Origin of the sequence: Rhodococcus sp. ZPP (assembly GCF_017656075.1) — a bacterium.
GTDB lineage: Bacteria > Actinomycetota > Actinomycetes > Mycobacteriales > Mycobacteriaceae > Rhodococcus_F > Rhodococcus_F oxybenzonivorans.
Map to the genome: position 1 here is coordinate 954,632 of NZ_CP058638.1, position 13,469 is coordinate 968,100.

The window sequence follows — 13,469 nt, forward strand, 5'->3', positions numbered from 1 at the left end:
TGACGAAGGAGCCGACGACGATCCGCGCGCCCTCCGAAGTCTCGGATTACACGGAAGTCTCGGACTACACGGTGGCGTCGACCAGCAGCGTGGCGCCCGTTGCCGCCTGGACTTCTTCGATGCTGTGGCCGGGCGCGGTCTCGACGAGGCGCAGACCGTTCGCCGTCACGTCGATGACGGCAAGGTCGGTGACGATCTTCTGTACGCACCGCTTGCCTGTGTACGGCAGCGTGCACTCCTCGAGAATCTTGTGCTCACCCTTCTTGGTGAGATGATCCATCATCACGATGACCTTGCCTGCACCGTGAACAAGGTCCATGGCGCCGCCCATCCCCTTGACCATTGCCCCGGGAACCATCCAGTTGGAGAGGTCGCCGTGGCTGCTGACCTGCATGGCGCCGAGAACGGCCACGTCCACGCTGCCGCCGCGGATCATCGCGAACGAATCGGAGGACGAGAAGAACGCCCCACCGGGTGCCACCGTGATGGTTTCCTTGCCCGCATTGATCAGTTCGGGGTCTACCTCGTCGTCGGTGGGGTACGGCCCGACGCCGAGGATCCCGTTCTCCGAATGCAAGATGACGTCCTTGCCGGCCGGGATGTGGCCGGGGATCAATGTAGGCATCCCGATGCCGAGATTCACATACTGTCCGTCTTCGAGTTCTGCGGCGACTCGTGCTGCCATCTCGTTCCGCGTCCAACTCATGCCCGCACCGTCCTGTTCTCGATTCCCGTTTCCTGCTTGCCGACCTCGACCACACGCTGAACGAAAATGCCGGGTGTGTGGACTTCGGCCGGATCGATCTCACCGGGTTCGACCAGGTACTCGACCTGCGCGATGGTGATGCGACCCGCGCCCGCGACATCGGGGTTGAAGTTGCGGGCCGTCTCGCGGTAGACGAGATTGCCGAGTCGGTCGCCCTTCCAGGCGTGGACCAGCGCGAAGTCGGTGCGGATGGCACGTTCGAGGACGTAGGCCTCGCCGTCGAATTCACGCGTTTCCTTCGGCTTGCTTGCCACGGCGATACCGCCCTGGCCGTCGTAACGGATCGGCAGTCCGCCCTCCGCGACCTGCGTTCCCACCCCCGCCGGGGTGTAGAAGGCGGGAATGCCCGCTCCCCCGGCGCGCATGCGCTCCGCCAACGTGCCTTGGGGAGTGAGTTCCACCTCGAGTTCGCCGCTCAGGTATTGGCGCGCGAATTCCTTGTTGGCGCCCACGTACGAGCTGATCGTGCGGCGGATGCGGTGCTGCTCGAGCAGGAGCCCGAGACCGAAACCATCGGTGCCGCAGTTGTTACTGACGGTCTCGAGGTCGGTCGCACCCTGCGCGAGGAGGGCGTCGATCAGCACCGAGGGGATGCCGACGAGGCCGAAGCCGCCCACGGCAAGGGACGCACCGTCGGGGACATCGGCAACAGCCTCGGCCGCTGTTGGGAAGACTTTGTTGACCATGTGACCCAGGCTACCCGAAAATGTTCACACAGTGAACACCCATCCACATTGCGAACAAGTTCCGCCCCGGCTGTTGGCCCCATCACAGATCCCGCCTACTATGTACGTATAGCGGGCGACTGTTCACATCGAGAACGCGAGGATTTCATGCTGCACCTACCAGCGCACCGGGCTGGGCACGAAGCCAATGCGCCGTTGCTCTTCCCCGAGTACAAGACGACCCGGTTACGCAGTCCCAAGAATGACCTGATCCTGATTCCCCAGCGTCTGGGCGAGATCACGGGCCCGGTCTTCGGTGACGGCGATGTCGCCAAGGGCGAGAACGACATGACTCACGCCAACGGTGGCGAGGCGCAGGGACAGCGCATCATCGTCCACGGGCGGGTCCTCGACAGCGCCGGCAAACCGATCCCCGACACCCTCATCGAGGTGTGGCAGGCCAACGCCGGCGGACGCTACCGCCACAAGAACGACTCCTGGCCGGCACCTCTCGATCCCCACTTCAACGGTGTGGCTCGTTGCCTGACGGACAAGCAGGGCCACTACGAATTCACCACCGTCAAGCCCGGCGCCTACCCGTGGGGCAATCACCACAACGCCTGGCGGCCGGCGCACATCCACTTCTCCCTGTTCGGCCAGGCGTTCACGCAGCGACTGGTCACCCAGATGTACTTTCCGGACGATCCGTTCTTCTTCCAGGATCCGATCTACAACTCGGTTCCCGAAGCCGCTCGCGAGCGGATGATCGCTACGTTCGACTACGACCACACCCGCGAGAACTGGGCGGTCGGGTTCAGATTCGACATCGTCCTGCGCGGCCGGGACGCCACTCCGTTCGAGCCGTCCACCGAGACAGGGGGCCACTGATGATCGACACCCAGAATCCCGACGCACCCCGCTACCCCGTCTTCGCGCGCAGTCAGGACGAAGTGCCCTTCGGCGTCACCCCCTCCCAAACGGTGGGACCGTATGTGCACATCGGCCTGCTACCCCGCTGGGAGAACAGCGGCACCACTGTTCCCGAGGATGCGCCGGGACGCGTCGACGTCTCCTTCACGGTGCTCGACGGCGCCGGGCAGCCCATCGTGGACGCGATGATCGAGACCTGGCAGGCCGATGCCGAAGGCCGCTTCGACACTCCCGCCGATCCCCGCGGTGCGGCGGAGGCGACTCCGGCCGGTTTCCGGAGTCTGGCACGAGTATTCGCCGACGACACCGGCACGATCGTGGTGCACACGGTCAAGCCCGGCGCTCTCCCCGCGGAGAACGGCACTGCGGAGGCGCCCCACATCAACGTCGGTCTCTTCGCCCGCGGAATGCTCGAGCGTCTCTACACCCGTCTCTACTTTCCCGAGGACACCGAGGCTCATGAAGCGGACCCCGTCCTCGCCGCCGTTCCCGAAGCGGACCGTCCGAAGTTGATCGCCGCGAAGACCGATCGCGGGTACCACCTGACGATCCACGTGCAGAATGCGGAAGGACGGGAAACGCCGTTCTTCGCCCTGTAACCGATCGGTGAAAGGATTTCGCGTGAATTCGCCCATCCGAGGCGCATTGTTCGACCCGACGTTCGGCGCCGGGGAGTTGTCGACGCTGCTCTCCGACCAGGCATGGGTGACCGCGATGGTCGAGGTGGAAGCTGCCTTGGCCAGGGCGGAGGGAAAATGCGGAGTCATCCCCACCACGTCCGCCGACACCATCTCGTCGTTGTTCGGGCAGTTGGTTGCCGCGGGCACCATCGACGTCGGTGACCTCGGTGAGGCAGCGGCGGCGGGCGGCAATCCCGTGATACCGCTCGTGAAACTTATGCGTACCGAACTCGCGGCCGCCGATCCTGCCGTCCCCGGAGGTCATGTCCACAAAGGTGCGACGAGTCAGGACATCCTCGATACTGCGCTCGTGCTTCTGGCCCGCCGAGCGGGCGCTCACGTACTGGCATTGCTGGATGAGGCGCTCGTGTGCGCCGAGGCGCTGGCGCGGGCGCAACGCACCACGCCGATCGCCGGCCGCACACTCGGACAGCAGGCACTGCCCACCACCTTCGGCGTTCTCGCCGCGGGCTGGATGACCGCACTGCACAGAGCTTCCCGCAACCTGGACGACGCGCTCACTGATCTGCCGGTGCAGCTCGGCGGCGCGGCAGGAACGTCGGCGGCGCTCTATCCGCACGGCCTCGAGGTGGCGGACGCCCTCGCCGACGAACTCGGTCTGCCGCGTCAGGACGTCCCTTGGCACACCGACCGCACACGCATCGCGATCCTCGCCTCGGCCCTCGGAACCGCGGCCGGTGCGGTCTCCAAGATCGCCACCGACATCGTCTTCCTCTCCGCCACCGAAATCGGAGAGGTCAGCGAGGGCACGCCCGGTGGTTCCTCCGCCATGCCACACAAACGCAACCCGGTGGCCGCCATCGCCGCCCGTGCCGGCGCCCGACGCGTTCCCGGCCTCGTCGCCACTGTCCTCGCCTCCATGGACCATGAGCAGCAACGGGCGGCGGGAGCTTGGCACGCCGAATGGGAAACACTCACGGACCTGCTGCGCCTCACCGGCGGGGCCGTCGCCCGCATCGCCGACTGCCTCGGCGACCTCGAGGTGCATCCCGACGCGATGGCCCGCAACCTCGACCTCACCGGGGGACTTCTGCTCGCCGAACGGGTCACCGGCGCCCTGTCCACGCGCACCCACAACGCGCGCGACCTCGTGACTGCCGCCTGCCGCACGGGACGTCCCCTCGACGAGGATCCCGCGCTTCTCGAACACCTCGAGGCGCACGAGATCCGCGCGCTTCTCGACCCGGCCGGCTACCTCGGCCACGCCTACGACATCGTCGACCGCGCACTGGACACAGTGACCCGCGGACGGGAAGGAACGCGATGACAGTCGCACTCGCACATGAAGTCTCCGGCCCCAGGAACGGATCGCCCGACGCCCCCGTCGTGGTACTGCTCGGCTCCCTCGGCTCCAATCGGTCGATGTGGGATCCGCAGATCGCTGCGCTGTCCGACGACTGCCGGGTCGTCGCCGTCGATCAGCGCGGCCACGGCGAGTCGCCCGCACCGGACGGGCCGTACTCCGTGCGCGAACTCTCCGAAGACGTCCTCGCGGTGCTCGACGTCCTCGATGTCGAGGCCGCCCATATCGTGGGGCTCTCGATGGGCGGCGCCATTGCGCAATGGCTCGGAGCCCACGCTCCGCGCCGGGTGCTGTCCCTGTCGCTGCTGTGCACGGCAGCGAAGTTCGGCGAACCGCACGCATGGGTGGAGCGTGCTGCCGCCTCGCGCACCGACGGTCCGGAGTCACTTGCGGATGCCGTCGTGGCACGATGGTTCAGCGAGGGGCTCGCCAAGCGTGATCCCGAGTTCGTGCGGCATTACCGGGAGATGATCGCGGCGACCTCCCCCGAGGGTTACGCCGCATGCTGCGACGCTCTGGCCGATTGGGACTTCACCGCCGATCTCTCCCGCATCGCCGCACCCACGCTTGTTCTGGCCGGCGCCGACGATCCGTCGACACCGCCCTCCGTCATGCAGGTGCTCGCCGACGGGATCGCGGGTGCTCGATTCGAAATCCTCTCCCCCGCTGCGCACGTGGCCAACCTCGAACAGGCCGGTGCCGTCACCGCCTTGCTGCGCGAGCACATTCTCGGTGGTGGGTACGCACGAGGACGCCGGGCAGCGCACGCCGAGGGCATGAAGGTACGACGCTCCGTTCTCGGTGACGCACACGTCGATCGGTCGATCGAGGGGACCACAGAGTTCACCGCACCATTCCAGGACTTCATCACCCGCACGGCCTGGGGTGACATCTGGGCACGGCCGGGCCTCGACCACACGACGCGGCGCCTTCTCACCATCGCCGTCCTCACCGCCGTCGGCAACGAGCACGAACTGGACATGCACATTCGCGCGGCGCTGCGCGGCGGCGTCGATGCGGACACGATCGGCGAAGTACTGCTGCACACCGCCGTCTATGCCGGTGTTCCCAACAGCAACCGAGGTTTTGCGCTCGGAAAGAAGGCCCTCGCCGACCTGTCGCCGGGTGACAGCGAGGATGATTCGCAGACATGACCGCAACCGAACCGACGGAGAAGATTCTCCCCTCCCCCGACTACGTGCAGTCGCTGGCCCGTGGCCTCGCGGTGATCCGCTGCTTCGACCAGCAGAACCAGCGACGCACACTCAGCGATGTCGCCCGCGCGACCGATCTCACCCGGGCCACCGCGCGTCGCTTCCTGCTGACACTCGTCGAACTGGGGTACGTGGCCACCGACGGTTCGGCATTCTGGCTCACGCCGCGCGTACTCGAACTGGGCTACAGCTACCTGTCGAGCCTCTCGCTGCCCGAGGTTGCGCAGCCGCACCTCGAGAAGCTCAGTCACCAGGTGCACGAGTCGTCGTCGGTGTCGATTCTCGACGGCGACGACATCGTGTACGTCGCAAGGGTGCCGGTCAGCAGAATCATGACGGTGGGCATCACCATCGGCACGCGGTTCCCGGCTTATGCCACCTCGATGGGACGCGTGCTGTTGGCCGGACTGTCCGACGAGGAACTCGACGCGTATCTCTCGCGGATCGAGATCGAGCCGCTCACCGAACGCACCATCAGCGCTCCCGCTGATCTGAGATCAGCAATTCTCGAGGTTCGGAAGAACGACTACTGCCTACTCGACCAGGAACTCGAGGCGGGGCTGCGCTCGATGGCTGCGCCCATTCGGTCGGCCTCCGGCGAGACGGTGGCGGCTGTCAACATCTCCACCCATGCTGCCCGGTACAGCCTCGACGACCTGTACTCCGATCTGATTCCCGCGCTGCGTCATGCCGCGCACGACATCGAACGCGACCTCGCCACAGTCAATCGCTGACGTGGTCCGTTCAGAACAGCTATGAAAGGTTTCCCATGCGTGACGTCGTCATCTGTGAGCCCCTGCGCACCCCGGTAGGGCGTTTCGGCGGAGTGTTCAAAGACCTCACTCCCCAAAGTCTCGCTGCCACCGTCATCACCGCACTCGTCGAACGAACCGGCATCGCCGGCAGCGCGATCGACGACGTCATCCTCGGTCAAGCATCTCCGGGCGGGGAGGCTCCGGCGATCGGCCGGATCGCCGCGCTCGACGCCGGCCTCGGTATCGACGTTCCCGGGATGCAGGTGGATCGCCGATGCGGATCCGGCCTGCAGGCGGTCATCACCGCGGTATTGCAGGTCGCGTCCGGCGGCAACGACCTCGTCCTCGCCGGCGGTACCGAATCGATGAGCCAGGCTGAGTTCTACACCCACCCCAACATTCGCTGGGGAGTGAAGGGCGAGGGCGTGCAGCTCGCCGATCGCCTCGCCCGCGCCCGCGTCACCGCAGGCGGCGACAACTTCCCTGTTCCGGGCGGCATGATCGAGACTGCCGAGAATCTGCGGGCAGAGTTCGACATCAGCCGCGAAGATCAGGACGCGCTCGCAGTGCAGTCGCATCAGCGGGCGGTGGCGGCACAGCGGGCCGGCCGTTTCGCCGAGGAAATCGTCGGTGTCACTGTGCCGCAACGAAAGTCCGAACCCGTCGTGGTGGACACCGACGAGCACCCGCGGGCCGACACCACGGTGGAGTCGTTGTCGAAGCTCCGCGCCATCCGCTCCAAGATCGACTCGGCATCGACCGTCACCGCGGGTAACGCCAGCGGGCAGAACGACGGTGCCGCCGTGTGCATCGTGACCACCGCCGAGAAGGCCAAGGAGCTCGGGCTGAGGCCGCTCGCCCGTATGGCGTCCTGGGCAGTGGCCGGAGTTCCACCGCGCACGATGGGCATCGGTCCCGTGCCGGCGACGGAGAAGGCTCTCGGACAACTTGGACTGTCGCTGTCCGACATGGGCGTAATCGAGCTGAACGAGGCCTTCGCCGCGCAGGCCCTCGCGGTGCTCAGAACCTGGGGCCTCGACCCCACCGACGAGCGACTCAACCCCAACGGATCGGGCATCTCCCTCGGGCATCCCGTCGGTGCCACCGGTGGGCGGATTCTCGCCACCCTGCTGCGGGAAATGGACCGCCGCGAAACCCGCTACGGACTCGAAACGATGTGCATCGGAGGCGGCCAGGGACTCGCTGCTGTCTTCGAACGAGTCTGACATCGTCGCCCTCGCAGACCCAGCAGTTCAACCCCTCGCGCGCACATCGATGCGATCAGTGCACCCGAATCCTCAGGGGCTCAGAAGTCGAGTTGTCTGAGGACCGTACAGCCGGTGTCCTGATCGGGTGGTCGCGGCTGGTCTCCGTCACCTTCGAACATCGAGTGCGCGGTAGTTGTGGCCGTCCTGCGTCCCGCTGACCACTCTCTCGGGTTCGAAGGTGACGTGCTGTCCTGGCGTCAGCGAACGGAAGCCTGGGCCCGCGACGGAGCTGAAATCCTCCCGATGTCCCAGCTACGGACCACCCCGGTAGTTGCCATGCCCCCATTGTCCGCTTGACGACGATGTCGTTGGGCGGGGTGGCGGGCCATTGACTCGAACATGCGTTCGAAGTAGGATTCGATCATGGGGGTCGGGGAGGATATCCAGGGGGCGTTGCCGGGCGAGATTTTGGCGACTGCGGTCGGTGATGCGTGGCGTCTGGCCGAGGCCGAGTTGCTCGAATCGGTGGTTGCTGTGTCGGAGGAGATTCAGCGACTCGAGGCTTTGCGGGTCAGGCTCGTCGGTGCCGTCGACCACCGCTGCAAGGTCGATGTGCTCGGGTTTCCGAACACCAAGATGTGGCTGGCCTCCACAACATTGCTCGAGGTCGGTGCGGCGGGACGAATCGTGATGTTGGGACGAGGTTTACGTTCCCAACCGGAAATCGCGGACGCATACTTCGACACCACAATGTCGGCGGAGCACGCCGCACTGATCATGAAATTCTGCGAGAGACCGCCCAAAGGCATGCCACTCGAAGCGATGGACGACTGCCGCACCGCATTGCTGTACGCGGCGAGCGGTCCTACCGCCAACACCGACGCCGTGCGGGCCGTCATCGCGCGACTCGAACGCGCCTTCGAATCCGACGACCCGCCGCCCGCCGAAGACACCGAACTCAACGAATTCCACGCCTCCCGAACACTCAACGGACGCGTCGCCGTCAAAGGCGACCTCGACGCCGTCACCGGCGAAATGCTGCTCTCCGCGCTCTCCGGACTCTCCCAGCCGCGACCCGCGCAGGACGGAACCACAGACACCCGCACCCCCGGACAGCGCAGGGCCGACGGATTCACCGAACTGCTGCGCCGCTACCTCAACTCCGCAATCGCCGGCGAAGAAGGCGGAGAACGACCCCACGTCTCCCTCCACATCAACGTCAAAGACCTCGCCGACCACGCCAACCACACCGGCGCCAGCGCAGAAGATCAGCGCGGCGCCTGCGCGACCGACCCGTCGCTGTTCGCGGTCGACGGGGTCGCGTGGACCGGGTTCCATCACCGACTGCTCCACCACAGTGACTGGGAAATCGAAATGGGGGCAGACCGGCACCCCGCCTTCATTCCGCCCCGGCAAGTCGACTGGGAACGCACACCCATCCCCGCGCACAACCAGGCCCGACCCCGAGCGGCCTGACCCCCGAGGCGCGACACACACTTGCCGGCTCTGCAACAGGACCACTCCTGTTGCAGAGCCGGCATGCCGTCATGCAAATGCCAAGCGCCAAGCGCGAGGCCAGATTGCATCGACCTTGGTCCTCACCAACCCTGCCAAGCCCGTTGCGATCAGCAACCCGGAGACAAGGACGTCCCGAAGACAAGGACGTCGCTGGTCGAGGTTGCCGCCGAATCCCCCTGCCTGCGAGGGCCCCGTCACGGTTCACGACGGTGATGCGGCGAGGGTGGCGCTGTCCTCTTCGGCGAGCAGCCGTCGCATGTGCTCCTGCATCCGCAGGACGTCGGGTTCGAGTCCGGTGAAGATGCGGAACGAATCGACCGCCTGTCCGACGGCCATTCCGATACCGCTGAGGGTGCGCGCCCCGATGTCGCGGGCACGTCGCAGAAGCTCAGTTTCTGCTGGCCGGTAGACGACGTCGGCAACCCATAGGTCGGGCCGGAGCAGTTCGGCATCCAGCGCCATACCGGGGTGCTGCGCCATTCCGAGCGGGGTTGCATTGATGAGACCTTGCGCTTGCCCGACAGCGGCGGGCACCGCGGAGAGGTCACCGGAGACGACGACGCGGTCCGGGAACATGGCGGCGAGTGAATCCCGCAGCAGCTGTGCACGGGTGGCGTCGGCATCGATGATCGTGAAGTGCAGGACCCCACGGGTCAGCGCCGCGTATGCGACGGCCGCGCCCGCGCCGCCTGCGCCTAGCTGGACCACACGATCGGTCGGCGCGCCGCCGAGGCCCTCCTCCATGTTCCGCGCAAATCCGGACCAGTCGGTGTTGTGGCCGATGAGCCGTCCATTAGCGATGTGCACCGTGTTGACCGCGCCGAGCGTGCGCGCATCGTCCGACAGGTCGTCGAGCAACGGGATGACGGCCTGCTTGCAGGGATGCGTGATGTTGAGACCATCGAATCCGAGCAGCTTCGCCGAGGCGAGGAGCCGTGGCAACCCATCCTCACCCAGCGCGAGCGTGTCGAGATCGAGAATGCGGTAGACGTACCCGACTCCCTGCGCCTGACCCTCCGACTCGTGCAGAGGAGGCGTCAGGGACTTCGAGATTCCCGAACCGATGAGCCCGCACAGGTACGACGGGCGGGATACGGCAACGGTGTCGAGGTCGGGAGAAATCATGGTGCTCACTTCCGGGAGAGGACTTACGGGAGCTAATTAACTATCTAGTGAGTTATGTCACGGTAGCATACCTCCATACCGCGCGAAAGCAACAGCGATGAACAGGAGTTCTCGGGATGACACGAAGTGACGCTACGGAGAAGACACCCCGGCACGAGGGTGCCAAACGCACTCGGAATCCCGAGAAGACCAAGGAGGACATCCTTCGCGTGGCGATGAAGGAGTTCGCCGACAAAGGTTTGTCCGGTGCCCGCATCGACGAGATCGCAGCCAAGACCGCCACGACGAAGCGGATGCTCTACTACTACTTCGGCGACAAGGACGGCCTGTATCGAGCGGTGCTCCAGCGCGCGTACGAGGAGATTCGCTACGAAGAGTCGCAGCTCGACATCGACCACCTCGATCCGTCGGAGGCGATCAGAGCGCTCGCCGAATTGACCTTCGATCACCACGAGGCGCACCCCGACTTCATCCGGCTGGTCGCCATCGAGAACACGAATCGGGGCGCGAATCTCAGCCAGGCCGAGGGCCTACAGGAAACGCAGACCCCCGCCATCCGCACACTCGAGAAAATTCTTCAGCGCGGGCAGGATGCCGGAATCTTCCGTGCCGATACGACCGCCCTCGATATTCACATGCTCATCAGCGCGTATTGCGTCTTTCGCGTAGCCAACCGGTACACCTTCAGAGCGCTGTTCGACTGGGATCTCACGGGCGCCGAGAACCGCCCCCACCTGCGCACGATGCTCGGTGACGTCGTCCTCGCCTACCTCCAGCAGCCCGGGAAATTATGAACTAACCATTTCGACCATTATTGACGAGAGCGTGTGACGGGGGTTACCTTGCTTGCACAACCTTCGAACAGCCGCTCGCCGAGCGCAGCGTGTTCGCCCTCCTCGCTCCCCAGGAGTATCGATGACCATCGACTACGGCACCGGAGTCTCCGGTCGAGGCGGTGACGGCAACGGCCGTTCCGCCGTCGACCCCAACGCCGATCCCACCAACGCGAAGAAGGCCGCGAAAGCCGCCTTCTTCGGCAGCCTGCTCGAGTACTACGACTTCTATATCTTCGCCTCGGCTGCTGCGCTGGTGTTCCCCCACGTGTTTTTCGAAGGCTCGAAGAACCCGCTGTTGCTGTCGCTGGCCACCTTCGGCATTTCTTACGTCGCACGTCCGGTCGGTGCGGTGTTCGTCGGACACTTCGGCGACCGGGCCGGGCGCAAGAAGGTGATGATGTTCTGCCTGGTGCTCATGGGTGTCGTCACCTTCCTGATCGGTTGTCTGCCTTCTTCGGAAACCGCGGGCATGGTCGGACCGGCGCTGCTGGTTCTCCTGCGTATCTGTCAGGGCATCTCCGCTGCCGGCGAGCAGTCAGGAGCCGGTTCCCTCACCCTCGAGCACTCCCCCGCCCACCGTCGCGGATTCTTCTGCAGCTGGACCTTGACCGGCACCCAGGCCGGCTTCATCGTCGCCAGCCTCGCGTTCATCCCGGTCGCCGCGATGCCGGACGAGACCCTCTACAGCTGGGGCTGGCGTGTCCCGTTCTGGTGCAGCCTCCTCGTCCTCGTCGTCGCCTACATCGTGCGTCGCAAGCTCGAAGAGCCCGACATCTTCATTGCGAACAAGGAGGCATTGGACGAGGCCCCCGCGCCACTTCCCGTCGTCGACCTGTTCCGCACGCACTGGCGTGACGTACTGCGGGTCGTGTTCTGCGCATTCATCGCCGTCGTCAGCACCGTCTTCTCCGTATTCGGCCTCGCGTACGCCACCACTCCGGAAATCGGGATGAGCCGGACCACCATGCTGTGGGTCGCGATCGCCGCCAACTGCGTCGCGCTCATTTCACAGCCGCTGCTCGGCATCCTGTCCGACCGCATCGGCCGCAAGCCCGTCTTCATCGGTGGCGCGATCGGCTCCGCCGCCGGAATCTTCCTGTACTTCGCCGCGATCGGCACCGGCAACGTCACACTGATCTTCCTCGCCGGAATCCTGCTCATGGGTGGCGTGTACGCCGGGACCAACGCCATCTGGCCCGCCTTCTACGCCGAGATGTTCTCGTCCCGAGTTCGCTACTCCGGCATGGCGATCGGCACGCAGCTCGGGTTCGCGCTCGCCGGATTCGCCCCCACCATCGCCCAGGCACTCCGCGGTGCCGACCCCAAGAACTGGGTGCCCGTCGCAGTCTTCACAGCAGTGTGCGCACTCGTCGCCGGAGCCTCCGCCGCCACCGCGAAGGAGAACTCGCGCACCCCGCTCCTCGAACTCGACAAGGAAGACGTCGCGCTCGCGAAGCTGAAAGTCTGATCTCGTCACGACCATCGAACGCGCCCGGCACCTTGCCGGGCGCGTTCTTCGTGTCGAGGTACCGGACTCGAGGCCTATTTGTCGACGACGGTCGTGTCGAAGCTGTAGCGAGACGCCCGGTAGCAGTGGCTACCGCATTCGACAGCGCGGCCGGAATCGTCGAAGGCAGTCCGGTTCACGGTCAGCAACGGTGCACCGGCCTTCTCCTCGAGCAGCAGTGCCTCGGCGTCGGTCGCCAGTGATGCGCCGATCCGCTGCCGAGCCAACCGAATGTGCACTCCGCGTGCTCGCAGTGCGGCATACAACCCGGACTCTTCCAGTTCCTCCGGGTCCGGCGCGAGGGCAATCGGGAGGAAGTTCGTCAACAGCGCGAGAGGCTCCCCGTTGGCGCCGCGGAGTCGCCGGATGCACGCCACTTCCGCGCCGTGCTCCAGGCCGAGTTCGGCCGCGACGTTCGCTCCGGGCGCCGTCACGCGAAACTCGAGCAGCGTAGTGGTGGGGCTCTGCCCCGTCCTGGTGAGGTCGTCGAACAGACTCGTCAGCTCCACCGGCCGGTGCATCGTACTGTGCACCACCTGCGTCCCCACACCGCGCTTTCGGACGAGCAACCCCTTGTCGACGACTTCCTGGATCGCACGCCGAGTTGTGGGGCGCGAGAGATTGAGACGCTTGGCCAGTGAGAGTTCGTTCTCGAATCGATCTCCCGGCGCGAGTTCGCCAGCGATGATCGCCTTCTCGATCCTTTGTGCCAGCTGAAAATAGAGCGGGATGGGGCTGGATCTGTCGAGCTCGACTGCGAGCTGCGCACTCACACGGATCACCCCGATCCTCGTTCCCGCCCAGAGCGGCGCTGAAAAGACTAACACCCGGTGAACGTTACGTCTTAATGTCAGGACAAAGCGTTGACAGTGCGCGCGATGTGGAGAACAGTCTCCATCAGATCTCACACCAGCGCAGAGCGCCGCAACGACCTCCCGGGA

At 65.5% G+C, this 13,469-nt stretch carries 13 protein-coding genes; 9 read left to right on the forward strand and 4 right to left on the reverse strand.

The window, feature by feature from the left end; genetic code table 11:
• Positions 1-64: 64 nt before the first annotated feature.
• Both HYG77_RS04405 and HYG77_RS04410 read right to left on the reverse strand, forming a co-directional pair.
• Positions 65-706: a CoA transferase subunit B gene (locus HYG77_RS04405; protein WP_109328890.1), complete on the reverse strand. Its 642-nt coding sequence runs from the start codon at positions 704-706 to the stop codon at positions 65-67.
• Positions 703-1,452: a CoA transferase subunit A gene (locus tag HYG77_RS04410; protein WP_208961924.1), complete on the reverse strand. Its 750-nt coding sequence runs from the start codon at positions 1,450-1,452 to the stop codon at positions 703-705. The genes HYG77_RS04405 and HYG77_RS04410 overlap by 4 nt, the downstream gene beginning before the upstream one ends.
• Before the next feature lie 147 nt (positions 1,453-1,599).
• Here HYG77_RS04410 and pcaH point away from each other — a divergent pair, with 147 nt between their 5' ends.
• The 7 genes from pcaH to HYG77_RS04445 all read left to right on the forward strand — a co-directional run bounded on the left by pcaH (position 1,600) and on the right by HYG77_RS04445 (position 9,018).
• On the forward strand, positions 1,600-2,319 hold the full coding sequence (gene pcaH / locus HYG77_RS04415) for a protocatechuate 3,4-dioxygenase subunit beta (protein ID WP_109328886.1): 720 nt from the start codon (positions 1,600-1,602) through the stop codon (positions 2,317-2,319).
• Positions 2,319-2,960: a protocatechuate 3,4-dioxygenase subunit alpha gene (gene pcaG, locus HYG77_RS04420; RefSeq protein WP_109328884.1), complete on the forward strand. Its 642-nt coding sequence runs from the start codon at positions 2,319-2,321 to the stop codon at positions 2,958-2,960. Before pcaH ends, pcaG begins: the two co-directional genes overlap by 1 nt.
• Before the next feature lie 22 nt (positions 2,961-2,982).
• Positions 2,983-4,329, forward strand: a complete 1,347-nt coding sequence (pcaB, locus tag HYG77_RS04425; protein WP_208961925.1) for a 3-carboxy-cis,cis-muconate cycloisomerase — start codon at positions 2,983-2,985, stop codon at positions 4,327-4,329.
• On the forward strand, positions 4,326-5,519 hold the full coding sequence (gene pcaD, locus HYG77_RS04430) for a 3-oxoadipate enol-lactonase (protein WP_208961926.1): 1,194 nt from the start codon (positions 4,326-4,328) through the stop codon (positions 5,517-5,519). The genes pcaB and pcaD overlap by 4 nt, the downstream gene beginning before the upstream one ends.
• Positions 5,516-6,313 carry an IclR family transcriptional regulator gene (locus tag HYG77_RS04435; protein ID WP_109328878.1) on the forward strand — a complete coding sequence of 266 codons (798 nt, stop codon included), beginning with the start codon at positions 5,516-5,518 and terminating at the stop codon, positions 6,311-6,313. Before pcaD ends, HYG77_RS04435 begins: the two co-directional genes overlap by 4 nt.
• 35 nt (positions 6,314-6,348) lie before the next feature.
• Positions 6,349-7,560, forward strand: coding sequence for an acetyl-CoA C-acetyltransferase (locus HYG77_RS04440; RefSeq protein WP_208961927.1), 1,212 nt, complete (start codon positions 6,349-6,351; stop codon positions 7,558-7,560).
• Positions 7,561-7,965: 405 nt separating this feature from the next.
• Positions 7,966-9,018 carry a DUF222 domain-containing protein gene (locus HYG77_RS04445; protein ID WP_208961928.1) on the forward strand — a complete coding sequence of 351 codons (1,053 nt, stop codon included), beginning with the start codon at positions 7,966-7,968 and terminating at the stop codon, positions 9,016-9,018.
• 243 nt (positions 9,019-9,261) lie between these two features.
• Here the strand turns inward: HYG77_RS04445 and HYG77_RS04450 are convergent, their stop codons facing one another.
• Positions 9,262-10,185 (reverse strand): shikimate dehydrogenase, encoded by a 924-nt coding sequence (locus HYG77_RS04450; RefSeq protein ID WP_208961929.1) that lies wholly within the window; start codon positions 10,183-10,185, stop codon positions 9,262-9,264.
• Positions 10,186-10,301: 116 nt separating this feature from the next.
• Between HYG77_RS04450 and HYG77_RS04455 the strand changes: the two genes are divergently transcribed.
• Complete coding sequence (locus tag HYG77_RS04455) at positions 10,302-10,979, forward strand: TetR/AcrR family transcriptional regulator (protein ID WP_208961930.1); 678 nt, start codon at positions 10,302-10,304, stop codon at positions 10,977-10,979.
• Between the two features lie 121 nt (positions 10,980-11,100).
• Complete coding sequence (locus tag HYG77_RS04460; RefSeq protein ID WP_208961931.1) at positions 11,101-12,489, forward strand: MFS transporter; 1,389 nt, start codon at positions 11,101-11,103, stop codon at positions 12,487-12,489.
• A gap of 74 nt (positions 12,490-12,563) precedes the next feature.
• Here the strand turns inward: HYG77_RS04460 and HYG77_RS04465 are convergent, their stop codons facing one another.
• The gene (locus HYG77_RS04465; protein WP_208961932.1) at positions 12,564-13,301 is read right to left on the reverse strand and encodes a GntR family transcriptional regulator; all 738 of its coding nucleotides are present in this window, start codon (positions 13,299-13,301) and stop codon (positions 12,564-12,566) included.
• Between the last annotated feature and the right edge of the window lie 168 nt (positions 13,302-13,469).